22 protein-coding genes are annotated in these 20,902 nt (G+C 42.6%); 11 read left to right on the top strand and 11 right to left on the bottom strand.

The features are described from left to right. Positions 1–327: 327 nt before the first annotated feature. The 4 genes from rplT to thrS all read right to left on the bottom strand — a co-directional run bounded on the left by rplT (position 328) and on the right by thrS (position 4,154). Positions 328–672: a 50S ribosomal protein L20 gene (gene rplT, locus ETF27_RS04530; protein WP_130829567.1), complete on the bottom strand. Its 345-nt coding sequence runs from the start codon at positions 670–672 to the stop codon at positions 328–330. A 37-nt stretch (positions 673–709) separates the two neighbouring features. After that, complete coding sequence (gene rpmI / locus ETF27_RS04525) at positions 710–907, bottom strand: 50S ribosomal protein L35 (RefSeq protein ID WP_130829566.1); 198 nt, start codon at positions 905–907, stop codon at positions 710–712. A gap of 107 nt (positions 908–1,014) precedes the next feature. Next, positions 1,015–1,689, bottom strand: a complete 675-nt coding sequence (gene infC, locus ETF27_RS04520) for a translation initiation factor IF-3 (protein WP_130829565.1) — start codon at positions 1,687–1,689, stop codon at positions 1,015–1,017. 515 nt (positions 1,690–2,204) lie between these two features. After that, positions 2,205–4,154, bottom strand: a complete 1,950-nt coding sequence (gene thrS / locus ETF27_RS04515; RefSeq protein ID WP_147785547.1) for a threonine--tRNA ligase — start codon at positions 4,152–4,154, stop codon at positions 2,205–2,207. Positions 4,155–4,409: 255 nt separating this feature from the next. Here thrS and ETF27_RS04510 point away from each other — a divergent pair, with 255 nt between their 5' ends. Further along, positions 4,410–5,294: a DMT family transporter gene (locus ETF27_RS04510; RefSeq protein ID WP_240048127.1), complete on the top strand. Its 885-nt coding sequence runs from the start codon at positions 4,410–4,412 to the stop codon at positions 5,292–5,294. An 856-nt stretch (positions 5,295–6,150) separates the two neighbouring features. Here the strand turns inward: ETF27_RS04510 and pheS are convergent. Continuing rightward, positions 6,151–7,191 (bottom strand): phenylalanine--tRNA ligase subunit alpha, encoded by a 1,041-nt coding sequence (gene pheS / locus ETF27_RS04505; protein ID WP_130829560.1) that lies wholly within the window; start codon positions 7,189–7,191, stop codon positions 6,151–6,153. A 134-nt stretch (positions 7,192–7,325) separates the two neighbouring features. Between pheS and ETF27_RS04500 the strand changes: the two genes are divergently transcribed. The 6 genes from ETF27_RS04500 (at position 7,326) to ETF27_RS04475 (ending at position 14,137) form a co-directional block, all read left to right on the top strand. After that, on the top strand, positions 7,326–8,174 hold the full coding sequence (locus ETF27_RS04500) for a DUF4348 domain-containing protein (RefSeq protein WP_130829559.1): 849 nt from the start codon (positions 7,326–7,328) through the stop codon (positions 8,172–8,174). 49 nt (positions 8,175–8,223) lie between these two features. Then, positions 8,224–9,228, top strand: a complete 1,005-nt coding sequence (gene murB, locus ETF27_RS04495) for a UDP-N-acetylmuramate dehydrogenase (RefSeq protein ID WP_130829558.1) — start codon at positions 8,224–8,226, stop codon at positions 9,226–9,228. Between the two features lie 126 nt (positions 9,229–9,354). After that, positions 9,355–10,116, top strand: coding sequence for an MBL fold metallo-hydrolase (locus ETF27_RS04490; protein WP_130829557.1), 762 nt, complete (start codon positions 9,355–9,357; stop codon positions 10,114–10,116). A gap of 98 nt (positions 10,117–10,214) precedes the next feature. Beyond that, a complete protein-coding gene (locus tag ETF27_RS04485; RefSeq protein WP_130829556.1) occupies positions 10,215–11,021 on the top strand; it encodes a GSCFA domain-containing protein in 807 nt (268 codons plus the stop codon). A gap of 82 nt (positions 11,022–11,103) precedes the next feature. Next, complete coding sequence (locus ETF27_RS04480) at positions 11,104–11,520, top strand: Fur family transcriptional regulator (protein ID WP_130829555.1); 417 nt, start codon at positions 11,104–11,106, stop codon at positions 11,518–11,520. A 139-nt stretch (positions 11,521–11,659) separates the two neighbouring features. Continuing rightward, complete coding sequence (locus tag ETF27_RS04475) at positions 11,660–14,137, top strand: bifunctional UDP-N-acetylmuramoyl-tripeptide:D-alanyl-D-alanine ligase/alanine racemase (RefSeq protein WP_130829554.1); 2,478 nt, start codon at positions 11,660–11,662, stop codon at positions 14,135–14,137. A gap of 96 nt (positions 14,138–14,233) precedes the next feature. Here ETF27_RS04475 and ETF27_RS04470 read toward each other — a convergent pair whose 3' ends face one another. The 3 genes from ETF27_RS04470 to ETF27_RS04460 are packed head-to-tail and all read right to left on the bottom strand — an operon-like array spanning position 14,234 to position 15,105. Further along, on the bottom strand, positions 14,234–14,476 hold the full coding sequence (locus ETF27_RS04470; protein ID WP_308535108.1) for a hypothetical protein: 243 nt from the start codon (positions 14,474–14,476) through the stop codon (positions 14,234–14,236). A gap of 51 nt (positions 14,477–14,527) precedes the next feature. Continuing rightward, positions 14,528–14,881 (bottom strand): phage holin family protein, encoded by a 354-nt coding sequence (locus ETF27_RS04465; protein WP_130829552.1) that lies wholly within the window; start codon positions 14,879–14,881, stop codon positions 14,528–14,530. Positions 14,882–14,889: 8 nt separating this feature from the next. Continuing rightward, positions 14,890–15,105: a YtxH domain-containing protein gene (locus ETF27_RS04460; protein WP_130829551.1), complete on the bottom strand. Its 216-nt coding sequence runs from the start codon at positions 15,103–15,105 to the stop codon at positions 14,890–14,892. A 217-nt stretch (positions 15,106–15,322) separates the two neighbouring features. Between ETF27_RS04460 and ETF27_RS04455 the strand changes: the two genes are divergently transcribed. Genes ETF27_RS04455 through ETF27_RS04440 form a run of 4 tightly spaced genes read left to right on the top strand, consistent with a single transcriptional unit; the run spans position 15,323 to position 17,518 of the window. Then, positions 15,323–15,826 carry an SPOR domain-containing protein gene (locus tag ETF27_RS04455; protein WP_130829550.1) on the top strand — a complete coding sequence of 168 codons (504 nt, stop codon included), beginning with the start codon at positions 15,323–15,325 and terminating at the stop codon, positions 15,824–15,826. After that, positions 15,826–16,245: a Holliday junction resolvase RuvX gene (ruvX, locus tag ETF27_RS04450; RefSeq protein WP_130829549.1), complete on the top strand. Its 420-nt coding sequence runs from the start codon at positions 15,826–15,828 to the stop codon at positions 16,243–16,245. Before ETF27_RS04455 ends, ruvX begins: the two co-directional genes overlap by 1 nt. 45 nt (positions 16,246–16,290) lie before the next feature. Continuing rightward, positions 16,291–16,851 (top strand): peptide deformylase, encoded by a 561-nt coding sequence (def, locus tag ETF27_RS04445; RefSeq protein WP_130829548.1) that lies wholly within the window; start codon positions 16,291–16,293, stop codon positions 16,849–16,851. A gap of 4 nt (positions 16,852–16,855) precedes the next feature. Then, the gene (locus ETF27_RS04440; protein WP_147785546.1) at positions 16,856–17,518 is read left to right on the top strand and encodes a tetratricopeptide repeat protein; all 663 of its coding nucleotides are present in this window, start codon (positions 16,856–16,858) and stop codon (positions 17,516–17,518) included. A 427-nt stretch (positions 17,519–17,945) separates the two neighbouring features. Here the strand turns inward: ETF27_RS04440 and trmB are convergent, their stop codons facing one another. The 3 genes from trmB to ETF27_RS04425 all read right to left on the bottom strand — a co-directional run bounded on the left by trmB (position 17,946) and on the right by ETF27_RS04425 (position 20,887). Next, positions 17,946–18,746: a tRNA (guanosine(46)-N7)-methyltransferase TrmB gene (gene trmB / locus ETF27_RS04435; RefSeq protein WP_130829545.1), complete on the bottom strand. Its 801-nt coding sequence runs from the start codon at positions 18,744–18,746 to the stop codon at positions 17,946–17,948. A gap of 76 nt (positions 18,747–18,822) precedes the next feature. Then, on the bottom strand, positions 18,823–19,797 hold the full coding sequence (locus tag ETF27_RS04430; RefSeq protein WP_130829544.1) for an endonuclease/exonuclease/phosphatase family protein: 975 nt from the start codon (positions 19,795–19,797) through the stop codon (positions 18,823–18,825). Positions 19,798–19,822: 25 nt separating this feature from the next. Further along, a complete protein-coding gene (locus ETF27_RS04425; protein WP_147785545.1) occupies positions 19,823–20,887 on the bottom strand; it encodes a bifunctional 3-deoxy-7-phosphoheptulonate synthase/chorismate mutase type II in 1,065 nt (354 codons plus the stop codon). Positions 20,888–20,902: the final 15 nt, after the last annotated feature.

The following is a 20,902-nucleotide window of genomic DNA, read 5'->3' as shown; positions in this document are numbered from 1 at the left end:
CACTTTTAAGGACACTACCGTTTATTTTCATAATTCATAGAATCAAAGCATTGAGTCCCAAAAGACTTTACCCCAGACAAGACGTGCTCAGATATCGTCCTGCGTTTTGACAAGCATGACAAGCCAATTAATACAGGAAATATGACAGTGTTAAGTGATTCAGAATGCATGATTTTATAATGACAAGCAAAAGCTATGAACAACAAAACTGATAAGTGCTTTCAGGAGAAAACAGATGTTTCCAAAAAGAGCCATTATCCACATCTCGGATAATGGCTCTTTAGTTGTTTATGTTTTACCTCCTTCTCGTAAGGAGTCAGGCTTCGTTTATTTTACTTTATCAACAATCGCCTTGAATGCTTCCGGATTGTTCATGGCAAGGTCTGCCAACACTTTACGGTTGATTTCGATACCATTCTTATGGAGCGCACCCATCAACTGGCTGTAGCTCATATCATAAAGACGAGCGGCGGCATTGATACGCTGAATCCACAACGCACGGAAATTACGTTTTTTGTTACGACGATCGCGATAAGCGTAAGTCAAACCCTTCTCATAGGTATTCTTGGCAACCGTCCAAACATTTTTGCGAGCACCAAAGTAACCCTTGGTCTTCTTTAAAATTCGAGTTCTCTTTGCTTTTGAAGCAACATGATTTACTGATCTTGGCATAGTTTTCTTTCCTTTTAATTTGTTTGACTAATGTGATTTAACGAAGATTTAACAAGTCGCGTACCTGTTTCATGTTGCTCCTGTCCACTATTGTAGAGCGAACGAGATTTTTCTTCTGTTTCTTTGTCTTCTTAGTCAAGATGTGACTGTGATAAGCTTTGTTACGCTTAATCTTACCTGTACCGGTGAAAGAAAATCTCTTTTTAGCACCGGAATTTGTTTTTTGTTTTGGCATTTTTTTATTATTTAAATTGTTATTTATTCATCCGTGGTAACGTATATACCAAGACGTTACGCACAGGAAGCTTGCCGATATTTTCCTCATCGGAAATACTCGGGAAGCTATTCTTTCTTTAGTTTCGCGAGTGCGTCAACCCCATTCTTCGCATTACCGAAGATTCCATTATCCAACGCTGTTGGCTCTTTCTTGCTTTCTGCTTTGGCATTGTTCTCTGCTTCCTCACGGTCGCGACGTTGCTGGCTCTTCTTGGTGGTGCCTGATTTCTTTGGAGAGAGATAGAGGAACATCTTCTTTCCCTCAAGCTTAGGCAATTGTTCCACCTTTGCCAATTCCTCGAGGTCGTTGGCAAACCTTAGAAGCAATACTTCGCCCTGTTCCTTAAACAGGATGGAACGACCACGAAAGAACACATAAGCGCGCACCTTATTCCCATCGTTGAGAAACTCTTGCGCATGTTTGAGCTTAAATTGATAATCATGCTCATCGGTCTGCGGTCCGAAACGAATTTCCTTTACATCCTGCTTTACCTGCTTCTGCTTTATCTCTTTCTGACGTTTTTTCTGCTGGTAAAGGAACTTTGAATAGTCGATGATACGACAAACAGGAGGTTGTGCGTTGGGAGATATTTCTACTAAGTCGAGCCCTTCATAATGAGCCTGCTCGAGAGCTTTGCGAGTGGGTATCACTTCAGCCCCCCCATCACTTACCACACGTACTTCCCGAGCGCGAATTTGCTCGTTCACCCGGTACTGAAACTTCATTTTGTCATTTTTCATCAACTATATTTATAATGGTTTTTATTGATTAAACGGCTGCAAAGTTACTATTTTTCAAATGATTAACCAAACTTTTTGAGTACTTTTCGTTGTTTCAAGTCTTATTTCTCACCTTATTTTATATAACAAAGTACTAAATTACAAACCTTAATCAGAAATCCCAATTTCTAAGAATCAGGTACAAATAAAGAATTGCTAAAAGGAAGTCGCGTTCACAAGTTACTTTCCTAAGCTGTTTATCCTTTATCTTCACATTTTTAAAAATAAGACTATATAGGGTAAAAATAAGACCTAAAGAAAAGAGTACTTGAATTACTTTTTCGTACATGATAAATAGTTCTATTTATTAAAAATTTGCTTTAATAGCTATAGTAAAGATTCGTTTATGAAATATCGGCTCAGTCGAAATATCTGAAACATCATAACGGCTACTACATTAATAGTCTCGCACAGAGCTGTGCAAGACCATTATTCCATAAGCATTGTGCAAATAATTCACGATGTCAATATCTATTTCAATCCAAATTCTTCAATTGTCCACTGACTTCATCATTGATGCGCTTTGCAAAGTCTGCCATAGGCATGGTAGCTTGTTCGCCACCTCCTTGCACACGCATGGAGACAAGCCCTTTCGCTTCTTCCTGTTCGCCCACGATTATCATGTATGGAACGCGTTTTAATTCGTTATCGCGAATCTTACGACCAATCTTTTCGTTGCGATCATCCAGCAGCACCCTTATACCTTTATCCTCAAGGAATGACTTCACTTTCTCGGCATAACCATTATATTTCTCCGAGATAGGGAGGATGGCTACTTGATCGGGTGTCAGCCAGAGTGGGAAATGTCCGGCAGTATGCTCAATCAGCACCGCGGTAAATCGTTCCAAAGAGCCAAATGGTGCACGGTGTATCATCACCGGAGTTTGCTTCGTATTGTCTTCGGCGGTATATTCCAGTTTAAAGCGGTTCGGAAGGTTATAGTCTACTTGAATGGTACCCAATTGCCAACGACGCCCGATAGCATCCTTCACCATAAAATCAAGCTTTGGTCCATAGAACGCTGCCTCTCCGATTTCAACACGAGCTTTCAATCCCTTTTCCTTACAAGCTTCTTTTATGGCGTTCTCGCTCTCTTCCCAAACATCGTCGGAACCGATATATTTCTCTTTGTCCGCAGGGTCTCGAAGTGAGATTTGCGCTTCATAGTTCTCAAACCCAAAGGTGGTAAATACCTTTTGGATGATATCAATAACGTCTTCAAATTCCTTTTTCACTTGTTCGGGACGAACGAATAGATGCGCATCGTCCTGTGTGAAAGTACGCACACGCGTCAAGCCGTGCAGTTCGCCACTCTTTTCATAACGAAAAACAGTACCAAACTCAGCGATACGCAAGGGAAGATCTTTATAGGAACGTGGTCGGCTCGCAAAGATTTCACAATGGTGCGGACAGTTCATTGGTTTCAACATATACTCTTCATCTTCTTCCGGTGTTTGAATGGGTTGGAAGGAATCTTTGCCATAATGTGCATAGTGTCCGGAGGTGATGTACAAGTTCTTTCCACCGATTCCGGGCGTGATTACTTCCTGATAGCCATAAGGTCGTTGCAACTTTCTCAGAACTTCTTGCAGGCGAAGTCGCATTTGCGTTCCCTTTGGCAGCCAAATGGGAAGTCCTTTTCCTACCCTGTCGGAGAACATGAAGAGTTCCATTTCTTTACCTATCTTGCGATGGTCGCGCTTCTTGGCCTCTTCCAACATGACGAGATACTCGTCCAGCATTTTCTTCTTTGGAAACGTGATACCATAAATACGTGTCAGCTGATCGCTATTAGAATCGCCACGCCAAAATGCACCGGCTACACTTGTTAGTTTCACGGCTTTGATAGCTCCTGTGGACACAAGATGAGGACCGCGACACAAGTCAGTGAAATTTCCTTGTGAATAGGTAGAAATTGTTCCGTCTTCCAAGTCTTCTACGATATGTTCTACCTTATAAGTCTGCCCATCAGCTTTAAATTCCTTTACAGCATCGTCTTTCGCAACGTTACGACGAACTATGGGAGAATCTTTTCTCGCCAATTCAAGCATTTTCTTCTCTATCTTCGGGAAATCATTCTCAGAAATCGGAGTACCGTCAGCTGTCTGTACGTCATAGAAGAATCCGTTTTCTATTGCAGGACCGAATCCGAATTGAATTCCCGGATAGAGTTCTTTTAACGCCTCAGCAAGTAAGTGAGCCGAAGAATGCCAGAAGGTATGTTTTCCTTCTTCATCTTCAAACTTATAAAGTGCTATTGTAGCATCCTCATTAATAGGACGGTTAAGTTCCGTCGTTACACCATTCACCCCACAAGATACAACGTTGCGGGCGAGAGCCGGTGAGATGCTCTCTGCGATTTGAAGTCCGGTAACTCCCTGTTCGTATTCGCGAATGGAGCCGTCCGGGAAAGTGATTTTAACCATCATACAAATTAGTTTTTATAAATCAATATTGCCACAAAGGTACAATTTTATGATGAGAATGAACAGGTTTGTGTTGAAAAATCGGGAAAAACAAGAATGTGTTGCCCATTTATTTGGTAAAAAAGTAAGAAAAGGAACACATAAATAAAAAAAAGTTCTCTGGGAGATAATTTTTTACGGATTTATATAAGCTTTTTATTCATTTATTCCTATCTTTGCAGCATGAAATCAAATACTACAACACAACCAAGCACAATGCGAAATCTATTTTACCATTTAGTAGCCCTATTTGTGGTTATCGTATGGGGTGTTACTTTCGTGAACACACGCGTACTCGTAGATAATGGTCTGAAACCACAGGATGTTTTTCTCCTGCGTTTTGCCATTGCTTATATCTGCATTTGGTTCATTTCGCCCAAAAAAGTTTTCTGCGGAAATTGGAAAGATGAACTAATGATGCTACTTTTGGGTATTTTGGGCGGTTCGCTTTATTTCATCACAGAGAACTATGCCGTAAAACTGACCTATGTAAACGATGTGAGCTTCATTGCCAACACCTCACCACTGCTAACGGTCATCATCGCGCTCATGTTCAGTAAGAAAGTAAAGTTCAGCTGGATGCTTGCTATTGGTTCCATCATGGCATTGGTGGGATTGGGATTTGTCATTTTCAAAGACCATTTTGAGTTGAATATCAAGTCTTTGGGGGATATGTTGGCTCTGACTGCTGCCATTAGTTGGGCTTTCTACTCATTGCTTATCAAGAAAGCTGCGAGCAAATACTCTTCTGTGTTTATCACCCGAAAAGTATTCATCTATGGTGTGCTAACCACGCTACCCATGTATTTGATTGAGCCTTGGCACTTTCCGCTCAAAGGTTTTCTCAATCCGGAAGTTTGGGGCAACCTTATTTTCCTCGGACTGATCGCATCGTTCGTATGTTTCGCTTTGTGGAGCTGGGTGGTAACAAAATTGGGAGCACTCAAAACAGCCAATTATATTTATCTTAGCCCCATAGCCACTGTTGTAGCCAGCTATTTCGTTCTTGGTGAAAATATGGTACTAATGTCTTACATTGGCAGTGCGCTAATTCTCGGTGGCGTGTTCATAGCCAATCAGGCAAAGAACGTGGATTATTGACATTCATGGCTATCAGATAAACCATCTACATTTGTTCCTATTATAATTGTTCCGGTAAGAACAAAGATGCAAAAGGGCTGACTTTCCAAATTAGAAAAGTCAGCCCAAACTTGTTTAATAATGACACTGCCTTGGCAAAAACCACACGCAATAAACTCATATCAACACCTGCGCTTGTCCGGGCAAGACAAGAGATAAGCACATTCTCTTTATTTAGCCGAACGCCATTGAAAACACGAAAATCCTTCCCTGCTATATGTGAAAAGTTCAACAGTGTCCTAAATTTTCTTCATTCATCCATCCAAAGCTTAGCTTTTGCTTTCCAAAAGGTAAGCTTTTGCAATGCAAAAGGTCATGAATTAGAGTGCAAAAGCTTACCTTTTAAATTACAATCAATATCATTCTGATTATCAGTAGATTACAAGGTATGTTTCTGACGCAGTTTTTGTAATATAATTTCGCGGTTTTGGTCGAGGCGAATGCTCGCTATCAAGCGTTTGTTAGCCACCATCTGAATATGAATTGAAATGATAAGAAGGTATGTGCTATTCTGCATTGAAACAAAAATACGTCAAGTCTCATGATTTGATACAACCGTACGTGGGGGAGGGGCACGAAATCATTTAGGACACTATCGGGGAAAGATAAAAGAATTGCTCACTGCCATATAACCCCGAGAAATCCTAATGTCCGATTTGGGTTTAATGGGGGGCGTCATAAAAGATAGCTCCCAGTGTCAAAACCATGTATGTGGGACAAATTGTTATCAGTTTCATCATGTGCCAAAACTGAAAGAAGACTGCCATGAACGATGGCAGCCTTCTTTTCAAAGATTTTATACGAATGTGTGTTTACTTTATAATACACTTTCAAACTCGTGTAAGAAACGTATGTCGTTTTCCGAGAATAAACGAAGGTCGTTTACACGAAATTTCAAGTTGGCAATGCGCTCCACACCCATTCCGAATGCGTATCCGGTATAAACAGTCGAGTCAATGCCACAAGCCTCAAGGTCGTGCGGATCAACCATTCCGCATCCGAGGATTTCCACCCAACCCGTATGTTTACAGAAGCCACATCCTTCCCCTCCACAGATATTGCAGCTAATGTCCATTTCCGCACTTGGTTCCGTGAATGGGAAATAGCTCGGGCGAAGGCGTATCTTGGTATCAGCTCCAAACATCTCTCGCGCAAATGTGAGCAGCACCTGCTTGAGGTCGGTAAAGCTGACATTCTTGTCCACATAGAGTCCTTCTACCTGATGAAAGAAGCAATGGGCGCGAGCCGAGACAGCCTCGTTGCGATAGACACGTCCCGGACAGAGCACTCGAATGGGGGGCTCATGGGTGGACATATAGTGTGCTTCATCATTGGAGGTATGACTGCGGAGAAGTACGTTCTTGGTAACATCCATCGTATTGGTGCGCTCAATGAAGAATGTGTCTTGCATATCGCGTGCGGGATGATCCGCAGCGAAATTCAACATCGTGAACACGTGCTTGTCATCATCGATTTCCGGTCCTTGATAGAGCGTAAAGCCCATACGCGCGAAAATATCTATGATTTCGTTCTTTACAAGGGTGAGTGGATGGCGCGTACCCAATTGAATGGGATAAGGCGTTCTGGTAAGGTCAAGGTCGTCGTCAATCTCTTCTTTCGTGGCAACTTGCTCTTTCAGCTCATTGATCTTTGTCTGTGCGAGTGTCTTGAGCTGGTTTATCTTCATCCCTACCGTCTTTTTCTGGTCAGCGGCAACATTGCGAAATTCGCTCATCAAAGCACTGATTTCACCTTTCTTGCTAAGATATTTCACACGAAGTTGCTCCACCTCCTCGGCGTTTTTGGCAGAAACAGCACTTACTTCTCTCAGGAGTTCTTCTATCTTTTCTAAGATCATTTTCTTAAATTTTAGTGCAAAGATACAACTTATAATTTGAACAAGAAAGACAGCTGCGAGAAAAAAAAGTTTTTGCTGTATTATTAGAAATAAATATCGTACATTTGCATCGAATTAGAGAACAATATACAGATATGAGAAAAGCAGTTTTATTTCTTGTTGTTTTTTGCGCGTTTATGACGTTTACGACCATTGGGTGTTCCAACAAAAAGGTTGAACCAATTGATTCCACAGCAGTTGATTCCTCATTTGCCGATACCGCGACAACCGTGGACACCACCGCTGCCATCATCGAGGAGACCCCAATGCCAAAAGCAGCCGACCAATTGTTCGACGACTTCTTCTTCAACTTCATAGCCAACAAGAAACTACAGCGCAGTCGCATCAAGTTTCCGCTGGCAGTTGTTACCAATGGAAAGACTACTCAAATCAATCGCAAGGCATGGAAAACCGACCATTTCTTCCGTCCGCAGGGATATTATACACTTATCTTTGATGATGAATCGCAGGCGGAATGGGCAAAATCCACAGACTTGGACACTGTGATTGTGGAGAAAATCCACTTGAAAGAAGGACTTGTGGAACAATATTGGTTCGATCATCAAGCCGGATATTGGACGATGAACCAAATTCGAAATGTGGGTTTTTCTTCAAATCATAATGCTTCGTTCTTGAAATTCCTGCAAAAGTTCTTTGTGTCGAAAAACCTTACCCATGTTGCCCATCCCTTAACCTACGATGGTCCAGACCCCAACGGAGAGGAAACCAACCATGTGCACACCACGATTCCGGCTGAAGAGTGGAGCAGTTTTCTACCGGAAATACCGGGGGATATGATTTATAACATCCTTTACGGTCAGAAATACAAGGAAAGAAAAAAGAAAATCTTGACTTTCCGCGGACTTTCCAATGGTATAGAAACACAACTCGTGTTTAAGAAAAAGGGAGAGACATGGAAGTTGGTGAAAATCATAGCCTATTGATGTATTCACCACGCAAAAAAGTGGAATTTGCCAAAAAGGATGAACCAGCATGAAAGATTTGAGAAATTATAGCCTTTTGAAACATAACACTTTCGGCATAGACGTGAAATGTAGGAGATTCATTGAATATGACTCCGTGGACGAGGCACAAAAGATAGTGAAGCATCTTAACGACGATGACTTGCCTTTGCTGATTCTCGGTGGTGGAAGCAACCTGTTGCTGACCGGAGATTATGATGGCACTGTGCTTCACTCCGGCATCAAGTATCTTAAGCAAATCGATGAAGAGCACGTAAAGTGTGGATCGGGATACGTATGGGACGATTTTGTGGCATACTGTGTCCAACACAACCTTTATGGAGCTGAGAATTTATCGCTCATCCCCGGAGAAGTAGGTGCGAGCGCGGTTCAAAACATTGGTGCATACGGTTCAGAAGCCAAAGACTTGATAGAAAAGATTGAGGCGGTAGAAATAGCTACGGGAAAAATTGTACAGATAAAAAAATCAATGTGTGAATACCGCTACCGTCAAAGTAAGTTCAAACACGACTGGCGAGACAAATATCTCATCACATCGGTTACTTACAAGTTGTCAAAGACATACGAGCCGAAGCTGGATTACGGAAATATTCGCGCGGCTTTGGAAAAGAAAGGGATTGTGAATCCAACGGCAGAAGAACTGCGGGAAACCATCATTGAGATACGCAACGCGAAACTTCCCGATCCTAACATGTTGGGAAACGGTGGAAGTTTTTTCATGAACCCCATTGTGGCACGGTCAAAATACGAAGAGCTTGCCTCCCAATACCGGAACATGCCCCATTACACCATTGATGCCAAGCACGAGAAAATCCCCGCTGGGTGGATGATAGAGCAGTGCGGATGGAAAGGCAGAACGTTGGGTAAAGTGGGAGTTTACGAAAAACAGGCTTTGGTATTGATCAACCGGGGAGGTGCCACAGGTCAGGAAGTGATGTACCTTTGCGAGGCAATTCAAAAAGATGTAAAGGCTAAATTCGGAATAGACATTTATCCGGAAGTAAACATAAAATAAACGACTGTCTCAGTTTGAGAATAGACTGTCGATACGAACAATCCATGCAGAAGATTAGTTCGCTTTCATGAAATGACATGGAATAATTGACATGGAATGTGCGTTGTCTTTAGTCGCTACCGAAATATGAAATTACGATTTTTGGGAACGGGAACTTCCAATGGAGTTCCGGTAATAGGCTGTAGGTGTAACGTCTGTCTTAGTAATGACTTGAGAGACAAGCGGCTGAGAACATCTGCCCTATTGGAAACAGAACATACAAGGATTCTAATAGATTGCGGACCAGACTTTCGACAACAAATTCTCCCATTACCCTTTCGCCGGATAGATGGAGTACTCATCACGCACATTCATTATGACCACGTAGGTGGGATTGACGACTTGCGACCCTATAGCAAACTTTCCGACATTGACGTTTTCGCCAATAAGACTACTTGCAATGGATTGCGACACACGCTTCCTTACTGTTTCACTGACAAACTCTATCCCGGCGTTCCCAAACTAATTTTGCACCGCATTGATGCGCATCGGAGTTTTACGATTGGTGATGTGGAGGTGATGCCTGTGGAGGTAATGCATGGGAATTTACCCATCCTTGGATTCAAGATAGGGAAGATGGCATATATCACGGACATGAAAACGATAAATCCCGAAGAGCTTGCTTATCTGGAGGGCGTGGATACGTTAGTAGTGAACGCACTTCGATGGGAGAAAGAGCATCACTCACACCAGCTTGTGGGAGACGCCGTGGAGTTCAGTCGGCAAATCGGTGCGAAATCCACTTACTTAACTCATCTCACCCACGAGATAGGGCTACATGGTGAAACCCAAAAGCGATTGCCGAAAAATGTCCATTTGGCCTATGATGGTTTGGTGTTGGACGTATAAACGATGTATCTTGGTTTAATCTCATTGTCTTTTGCGACAAAATTAAAAAAGCCACTTGACTGAAATGACATCAGGAAAAAATTATTATCTTTGTAATTATGAAGTTCAGAACAATAGTTGATATCCCCAAGCCCATTTTTGAAATACGTCCCGGTGAACGTATGCTATTTGTTGGCTCTTGTTTTGCAGATAATATAGGAAGACGCTTCCTTGAAGAACATTTCTCGGTAATTGTTAATCCATTCGGCGTGATGTATAATCCTGCCTCCGTTCTTCACACGGTTGAGAAAATCAAGGAGACCTTTGATACCGTGGTGGTCACTTTGGGAACCAATCATGTATATATAGAGAAAGCGACGGGAGAAATAGTGGATAACTGTAGAAAACGCCCACAACGATTGTTCGAAGAGAAAGAACTGACAACAGAAGAATGTGCGGCTTATCTTAAAAAAGTCGTTGGATTGCTACAGGCGGTGAAACCGAATGTGAACGTTATTTTTACCGTAAGTCCCATCCGATACGCAAAGTATGGATATCATGCAAGTCAGCTGTCCAAATCCGTTCTCCTTTTGGCGGTTCATCGGGTGGTACATAATTCTTCCGGGCATTTGGTTTACTTCCCTGCCTATGAAATTGTGAACGATGAGCTTCGCGATTACCGCTTCTATAAACCTGATATGCTACATCCCAATGAGCAGGCAATAGAATATATTTGGGAACGAATGGTTGAAGTGTATTTCTCGGAATATGCAAAAAAGTTTTTGGATGACTGGCAACCCATAAAGCGAGCTTTAGCCCATCGCCCTTTCAATGAGGACTCTACAGAATATAAGACTTTTATAGAGAACATGATGAAGCGAAAACAAATAATTGAAGAAAAATATAATATTTCGTTCGATAGATAAAGAAAGTATAGAAAAGCTTTCAAAACATGAACGCAAAAAAAGCTATTTGTTCCATAAGCGCATAGAGAAAGAATAAGAAAAAATGGATATAGAAGAATTGCTTACAAGACACGGAATAAAACCCACAGCCAACCGAATGATAATCGCTGAGGCTTTAGCGATGGAAAACTATCCATTGTCGATGAAGGAATTAGAAGTGAAATTACAAACCATTGACAAGTCGAGCATCTTTAGGTGTCTCGTGCTTTTTCGCAAACACCACTTGGTACATCAGGTAGAGGATGGCAACGACATTGTTCGTTATGAACTGTGCATGAGTGAAAACCACCTAAGAGATGAAGACTTGCACGTGCATTTCTACTGTGAGCACTGCCGGCATACCTATTGCTTGTCAGAAATTTCAGTTCCACAATTACAACTTCCAAACGGTTTTGAGCAGACCGGCGTTAATTTCATGGTGAAAGGTTATTGCCCTAAATGTTCCAAGAAACAGCATTGAAGAATAAAAAAGGTAAAAAAGAAGCTGAAAGCAGGCAAGCTATTTAGTTTTTGATTACCTTTGTATCCGAAACTACGTTACAATGTAGTCAAACGTTCTTGCTTCATGCCTGAGCGAAAGTATCTTAATAAAAAGTGCAATGAATTATTCTGTAGAAAAGTTATCATCCCTAATTGACGCGAAACTGATTGGCAACAACAAAGCTAACATAAGCTTCGTCTTAACGGATAGTCGTTCACTGTGTTTCCCCGAAGAGACTGTGTTTTTTGCGTTAAAATCAGAACGGAACGATGGACATCATTTCATACCGGAACTTTATAGAAGAGGCGTGAGAAACTTTGTGGTGCAGGAACTTCCGGATAAATTATCAGAGTTTCCACAGACCAATTTCTTGATGGTAGCCGATTCATTGACAGCTTTGCAACAGCTGGCAGAATGCCACCGCAAAGAGTTTCATATCCCCGTGATAGGGATTACGGGGTCGAACGGTAAGACAATGGTGAAGGAGTGGTTGTATCAACTGCTATCGCAGAATATGAATGTAACGCGTTCGCCTCGCAGTTACAACTCTCAGATAGGAGTACCACTCTCTCTTTGGCTGCTCAACGAACAATCACAACTGGGAGTCTTTGAAGCAGGTATCAGCAAACCGAAAGAAATGATACGATTGCAGCGCATTATTCAGCCCACGATTGGCGTGATGACAAGTCTTGGTTCCGCACATCAGGAGAACTTCGGCTCATTGGAAGAAAAATGCAAAGAGAAACTGTTGTTATTCAAAAATGCAGAAGCCATAGTCTATTCCATGGACGATGAGATAGTTTCCAAATGCGTGTGTACGTCCGATTATCCGGCATTAAAGCTCACTTGGTCGATGAAAGATGACACGGTGGCATTCTACGTAAGAGCTATTGAGAAACAAAACATTAACACTACCATTGCTTATACATGGAAAAATAAAGTAAATGGGAAGTTCACCTTACCATTCATTGATGAGGCAAGTCTAAAAAATGCCATCTCTTGTGCCGTTGTCGCGCTTTATTTAGGACTTACGCCTAAGGAACTGGCATTGCGAATGGAACGACTTGAACCGGTAGCGATGCGCTTGGAGGTAAAAGAAGGACAACACGGCTGTACGCTGATTAACGACTCCTACAACTCAGACATAAACTCGCTTGACATAGCCTTAGACTTCATGAATAGACGCCCCGACCACAAAGGGCGCAAACGGACTTTGATTTTAAGCGATATTCTCCAAAGCGGTAAGACCGAGAGCCGTCTTTATGAAGAGGTCGCTGAGCTCATAGAAAAGCGGGGGGTGAGAAAATTCATCGGTATAGGGACATCGCTGACGCACGAGTGCGATGCTTTTAAGAATATTTCGGAAAAATTCTTTTTCCCAACAGTTGCCGATTTTGTTCACAGCGAGGTGTTTCGTGGATTAAGCAACGAGGTCATCTTGCTGAAAGGAGCTCGTTCTTTCGGCTTCGACCGACTGACGGAGCTATTAGTAAATAAGGTGCATGAAACCGTATTGGAGGTAAACTTAAAAGCAGTGGTTGCCAACTTAAACCACTATCGCTCTTTCATGAAGCCGGAAACAAAGCTGGTCTGCATGATAAAAGCCGATGGCTATGGTGCCGGCGCAGTGGAAATAGCCAAGACTTTACAAGAACACCGTGTAGATTATCTTGCCGTAGCGGTAGTGGATGAGGGCGTAGCCCTTCGAAAGAATGGGATTACAAGCAGTATCATGATAATGAATCCGGAGATGAGTTCTTTCAAAACGCTCTTCGACTACGAATTGGAACCTGAGATTTATAGCTTTCGATTGTTGGACGCTCTTGTAAAAGCGGCACAAAAAGAAGGAGTAACAGGCTTCCCGGTACATATAAAGCTTGACACGGGAATGCACCGTTTGGGCTTCAATCCCCACACGGACATAAATGAGTTGATAACCCGCCTGAAGCAGCAAAGCTCCGTTATTCCCCGATCGGTTTTCTCACATTTTGTAGGGTCTGACAGCAATGACTTTGATAGATTTTCCGCCCATCAGTTTGAGTTATTCGATAAGGGAAGCAAACAACTCCAAGCAGCTTTTGAACATAAAATATTACGACATATTGATAACTCTGCCGGAATAGAACACTTTCCCGAACGGCAATTGGATATGTGTCGTCTGGGGTTGGGGCTGTATGGAATTAACTCTCGGAACAATGAGATTCTAAACAACGTATCCACGCTAAAAACAACAATTTTGCAGATGCGGAATGTTCCCAAAGGCGATACAGTGGGCTATTCGCGCAAAGGAATCATTGTGCGAGACAGTGTCATCGCGGCAATTCCCATTGGCTATGCCGATGGATTGAACAGGAGGCTCGGCAACCGAAACTGTTATTGTTTGGTGAATGGTAAAAAAGCGCCCTATGTTGGAAATATATGTATGGACGTTGCCTTAATAGATGTGACGGACATTGACTGCAAAGAAGGAGACAGCGTGGAAATCTTCGGCGACCATCTGCCGGTAACCGTTCTCAGCGATGTTATGGAAACAATCCCATACGAAGTGCTTACAAATGTAAGCAACCGCGTGAAGCGAGTCTATTATCAAGATTGAAACCGAAAACTTGTTACAAAAAATAAAGTGAGATTATCTTTAACGGGTAATCTCACTTTTTGATTTTAAGATCTCTTCGCTATGAGAAAGCGTTTTTTACCAAAAGAGCTTACCTCTATTGCGCTTCTTTCCTCCGCCGAACCTGCGATAGAGTTTCCATCCTAAAAGCAACCCATCTATTATTCCAGCCCCCGTGTTCATAAATCCCGATAACCGCCGTGTGGGAGAAGTGCTGCGGTTTCCGTTGTGAAAAACATCGTTCCACAATTTCGACATATGCTGATTGTCTTTCGCTATATCAGTTTGCAACTGAGCCTTGCGCAATCTAATCTCGCTCAAAGTCTTATAAACGGGTTCGTGTGAATGTGAGTTGTTTAACATGAGGTGAAATTATCTTGACATGAAAAGTCTTGCTAAAAATCTTACAAGCGGACGCTCCACAAGCTGATGCCGAAGAAGAACGAACAAAATGAGAAAGACTACGTAAATAAGTCCGACAAGAAGATATGCTATTGCCAACGACCCTACAAGCGGCTCAATGGCATACGCCGCAGCGAACGAGAGGTATATCAGCGAGATGAAAAACAAGCCTACAAATACCGCCAACAAAGCGATGGCGGTAAGTAGTTTTACAACCTTCTCAATAACATTTAACTTCACGTATTCATACTGAAGTCCGATGTAATGTTTGGCTACCTCAATGAATTGAGCTATCGTCTCTACATTGTCGTTGTTCGAGAACATACTTTTCTTTAGAGTACTTCAGAAGCTGCGTCTTTAATGTCTTCCACGAACTCGTCTGCCTCTTTCCGACTGAGTTTTATGTCGTGCTGTTTGCAGAAATCATCTACCGCATCGGCAATCTTTGTACGTGTCTCTGAACCTTTTTCCGGAGCCATCAAAATACCGAGAGCCGCACCGGCGATGGCACCGCCGAGGAATGCACCAATATAACCTAAAGTCTTCATAATCATTCAGTGTTAAAGTTAAAACCAATTATTATCAATCGCAAATATAATAAAAATATCTCACAGTCAATAACTTTTCATGTATATTTTATGTTAAAAATGTCATATTACTTTTATTTAACAAACTTTAGTTGCCCTGTTTATTTCATTTTAGAGGTTATTTCGTATCTTCGCGTAATAATCGTGAATTAGTATAATTATAAAATAAGAAGCGTATATGAAAAAGTTGATGATTTTTGGAGCGGCAATATGTATTGCCCTTGCTTTCACCGGTTGTAAATCAAGCGAAAGTGCATATAAGAAAGCCTACGAAAAGGCTAAAGCGCAAGAGCGTTCCGGTTATACTGCTGCAGAAGCAGAGACTGCCACAGAGACAACCAACGCCCCCGTTGTGGCACCGGTCGAGACACAACCGGTTACTGAAACCAGCGTTGTTGATAATTATGACAATGAGGCTGTTCGTCGCGAGAACGTGTCGTTGGTAAGTGGTACGGGCTTGAAAACTTATAGTGTAGTGGTCGGCTCATTCAGCGTAAAAGCCAATGCAGAGGGGTTGTGCCGTCGTTTGCAGGATGCAGGCTATGGTGCGCAGATAGTTTATAATTCCGGAATTAATATGTATCGCGTTGTGGCTGCCACATACGACAGCAAGGCATCCGCAGTTCAGAGTCGCAACCAATTGCGGTCTCAATTCGCCGACGCTTGGTTGCTCTCTAAATAATGAGTCGGATTGTTTCCGTAGATTACGGGAAGAAAAGAACCGGCATCGCAGTCACCGATCCATTGAAAATAATTGCCAACGGATTGGTGACTGTTCCCACGTCAGAACTTTTCGAGTTCTTGAACAACTACGTTCGGAAAGAGGAAGTGGAACGGATAGTCATAGGCAGACCCTTACAGCTGAATGGAACTCCGAGTGAGAACTTTGCTCGCGTGCAGCAATTCGTGAATCGCTGGAAGAAAGCCATGCCCGCAATACCAATAGAATACTTTGATGAACGTTTCACATCAGCCATTGCTCATCAGGCTATTATTGCCGGAGGAGTGAAAAAGAAAACAAGAAGAAACGACAAAGGATTGGTGGACGAAGTGTCTGCCACAATTATCCTACAAGATTATATGAAGTCGAAAGGCTTATAAATTAAGGTGCTTCTTCAAAGCAGAGAAGAACATAATTTTTTATAGATGATTTTACCGATATTTACTTACGGACAACCTGTTTTGCGCAAAAAAGCAGAGGATATTCCTTTGGATTATCCCGGATTGCAGACATTGATACAAGATATGTTTGAAACTTGTTCTGCCAGCGATGGCATCGGACTTGCTGCCCCACAGATAGGAAAGTCCATTCGCTTGGTGGTAATCGATTTGGATGTTATTTCAGAGCATTATCCGGAATATAAGGGCTTTAAGCATGCGTTCATCAATGGGCATATCTTGGAATTCGATGATTCCGAAACCGAGACATTAGAAGAGGGTTGCTTGTCGCTGCCGGGCATTCACGAAAATGTGAAGCGCGCCAAACGAGTGCACGTGAAATACGTGGATGAGAATTTGCAGGAACACGACGAATGGATTGACGGATATCTGGCACGTGTGGTTCAGCACGAGTTCGATCATATTGAAGGAAAAGTCTTCACCGATCACATCTCTCCCTTCCGCAAGCAAATGATAGCCAAAAAGCTGAAGATGCTTGCTTCCGGCAATTTTCGTTGTGCATATAAAGTAAAGCCGGCAAGGAGATAACCCCATGATCCGATGCTTTGTAATATGCCTGCTGGCAATTATTACGCTACCTCTTTCCGCTCAGTACAATATCAAGAAATTAATGGGAGAGGGGCGAAAAATGCTGGACATGGGATATTACGTGGCATCATTGCAAATCTTCAATCGTATCGTTGCCTTAAAACCCAATTTGTATGAGGCATGGTATCTGATGGCACTTTCCAAATACAGGTTAGAAGACTATAAAGGTGCATACGAAGATTGTGGGAAAGCACTTGAGCTACAACCTTACATTGCCGACATCTTCGAACTATACGGAATGGCTTGTATTCGCGAGGAACAGTACGATAGTGCGGTGGTTGCTTATACGAAAGCATTGGAGATCAACCCCGACAATCGCGACTATTGGTATAACAGAGCCTATTCGTTCTATATGGGCAATTACACGAAAGAAGCTCTTTCTCAGCTTGATTATATCCTGAAAAGATGGCAGTCGTTTGAGTTGGCAGCGACATTGCGCGAAGAGATACGCTTGGGAAGAAAGCCCAGGCAAAACCCATCCGGAACAGTGCGTACGGAATGGTTAAAACTAAATACTTTGAACAAAGGCTCGTGGTTAATGCAGCAGATAAACGAAGATGTCGAAACGAAAGAGAAACATCGCCCCATTTCAATAAGGCTGCATTAAAAGGAATGGATATGTATTGTTATATCATCCATGAGATCAATCATTGTCGGAGTGCAGACTACTAAACGACCATCTTTTTTCTCAATCCCACTTACTCTCTAACCTGTCATTAGACCAAATATAGATATTTGGGCTTAATGCTTCAAGATTATTACCACTTATTGGTAAAGGGATTACCAAGCACCGGTAAGAGGATTACCAAGCACCGGTAAAGGGATTACCACGCACCGGTAATTTCTTAAAAGTTAGTGAGAGACCATGTCTCTAAAAAAGAAATTCCACCATTGCTCTATCAATCTTCCTTCTTGTAACGCCAATCCTCGGTGAGATTGTTCAAAAATGAAATGATAAGAAGAAGCATCAGACGCGCAACTCTCTTTCTATACGCCTCTTATGCCACATCTTCCATAAGAGATTTTATGGATTGCTATTTGGAAGTGAGAAGCTCGCTACGTTTTGGTCGTTTGTAAGAACGATAATCGTCCAATTCTATTTCCACCTCAGGTTCTACTAGGGTGCCTGATGAAGGCAACCGGAATTTCATGTATTTAATGTTCAATCCTCTTTCAATCCATTGTGTCTCGTAATACGTGCGAATGCCTAATATCTCGCGGGTTTTATCATCGGGCATGGAATAATTTTGCGATTCGTTGCTCGTTATTTCATTGGCATATAAGTTCTCTGTTCGGAACACCATGGGAAGATGGTTCTTCTCTATGAGGTATGTGGTGTAAGTAAAAAGAAAACCGGAGTCGGTTTTGAGATGAACAAGACCGTTATCAATAAGAAATTTGCGATAACGATTTAAGAAGAAAGTAGAAGTCAGGCGTTTATGCACATTCTTCATTTGCGGATCAGAAAATGTCAGCCATATTTCCCTGACCTCGTCCTTAGCGAAGAAGTTGTCTATGAACTCAATATTGGTGCGCAAAAAAGCCACGTTATCAAGTTGTTCCTCCAAAGCCTGTCTAGCTCCCGTGTATATTCTCGCACCTTTAATATCTACCCCTATGAAATTTACATCCGGATAAGCTCGAGCCAGTCCAACGGTGTATTCACCCTTTCCACAACCTAATTCCAAAACGATGGGATTAGCATTATGGAAATAGTTGTCGTTCCAAAGTCCTTTCATTGGAAACGCTTCCTTACTTATGACGCTAAACGGATATTGGAAAACATTACTAAAGGTTTCCATCTCCGCAAATTTCTGTAGTTTTCCTTTGCTCATGGCTGCAAAGATAAGACAAAAAAATTAATTACCGATTGTTATTTTTCAAAAACAGATATTGGTTTTCATCCGTAACTTATAAGGTGAGGTCTAATATTAAGGGAAGATGGTCGCTATAGCCTCCGTTTTGACGCATCCCATTAAAAGTTCTCCGGGGTTTGAAGCCGCCATAGACTTTATCTTCTTCCATGAGAAACTTCTCATCATTTATGAAACAACACTTTACTTTGGGCAGAAGGTTCTTGCTGATAAGTATTTGATCCAAACTTCCCCAAGCTCCCTTATATTTATATGTTCCCTTTGCTCCATTTGTCCCACTCGCTTTTTCTGAAACATTCACGAGACCGTGGGCATAGAGATTTTTCAGTGAGGCATCTTGAGCATAATCGTTGAAATCGCCCATGACAATGATTTTTACCTCGTGATTATGCTGCCTTACTGAATCGATAGCAGCACAAAGGCATTCGGAAACATACTTTCTGAAAGGGCGTGTCTGAATTTCTCCACCTGAACGACTTGGAGCATGAATCAAGAAAATGTGGAGGGTATCTCCACTTATCACCTCACCTGCCACATGCAGAATATCTCTGGTTGGCTTCATTTCTTTCATGGGCTTTATTCTTATCGTATCGGCATGCAACAATCGAAAGGAAAAGGGCGAGTAGAGCAAAGCCACATCAATGCCACGCTCATCGGGAGAAGCTGTCATGACATATTTGTAGCGTGCCTTTCTGAGCAATGAACGCTCCGTAAGATAAATCATCGTGCTGTCGTTCTCCACCTCGCACAGACCTACTAAGTCGGGGAGTCTTCCCCAACCGTCTTTGAGACCACCGGCAATAATCCCCTGTCCCACCTTGTTCAGCTTTCTCCAATAAGCCGCCCGTGTCCAATGACGTGGCGAAGAAGGCAGAAAGTCTTTGTCGTTTTTCAACGAATCGTGTTCCGTGTCGAAGAGGTTCTCCACATTCCATTCCATGATTCTTAACCTGCACTGCGCATTTGACTCCAATGAGACAAGCAGAAACAAAGAAAGAAACAATATTTTCATGGTATGCCTTTTTGAGAAAGAAAGATTAAGGTCGTAAAATCAACAGCTGTTGCCGAACACTTTCCTCGTGAATAATCTCGAAAAGCCGGGCAGCGAAGTCAGAATCTATGCCGCAAGCATTGGCTTCATCCTCGCATCGCTTCAACATCTCATTGTATCGGATGCTTTGCAACACGGTCATGTTGTGTTCTCGCTTGTATTTTCCTATTTCTCTGCAGAGTAGGAAACGTTTGGCAAGCAAAACTATCAGATTGTTGTCCAGTTCGTCAATCTGTGAGCGCAGCTGTTGGAGTTCTTCGCTCTGCGTGTGCTTGTCTCTGACTACGAGCGCGGCGATAATTTCCGACAATTCATGTGGCGTTACTTGTTGTCGGGCATCGCTCCAAGCCTCATCCGGACAACAATGGCTTTCCACAAACAAACCATCGAAACCTAAATCCATTGCCTGCTGGCAAAGGGGCGCAATCAATTCTCTTCTTCCTCCGATATGACTTGGGTCGCAGAAAATGGGCAAATCAGGAATTCTCCGATGCAGTTCGATAGGAATCTGCCACATGGGTAAATTGCGATATAACTTCTGTTCATAAGAAGAAAAACCTCGATGGATAACGCCTAATCTGCGGATACCCACTTGATTGAGCCGCTGTAATGCTCCTATCCACAGCTCCAGGTCGGGATTGACGGGATTTTTCACAAGAATCGGCACATTTAGTCCTTTCATCGCATCTGCCAATGCCTGCATGGCGAAGGGATTGGCAGAGGTTCGCGCTCCCACCCACAAGATATCCATGCCGTATTTCATGGCAAGTTCCACGTGTTCAGGGGTAGCTACTTCCGTGGCAATGCACATTCCCGTCTGTTCCTTTACCATCCGCATCCATGGTAAGGCCTTCTCGCCATTCCCCTCAAAGCCCCCCGGTTTTGTTCTTGGCTTCCACACGCCGGCACGGAAGATTTTGCAACCCTTCTCTGCCAGCTGTAGGGCTGTGGTCATCACCTGCTCTTCGGTTTCAGCGGAGCAAGGCCCGGCAATGAATCGTGGTTGGTTCAATGCTCCGGGAAGTTTCAGTTGTTCCAATTCTAATAGCATTGCGCAGCTTCTTTT

The organism is Prevotella brunnea (genome assembly GCF_008016795.1).
In the GTDB taxonomy this organism is placed as follows: domain Bacteria; phylum Bacteroidota; class Bacteroidia; order Bacteroidales; family Bacteroidaceae; genus Prevotella; species Prevotella brunnea.
This window is presented reverse-complemented; position numbering and strand designations above follow the sequence as displayed.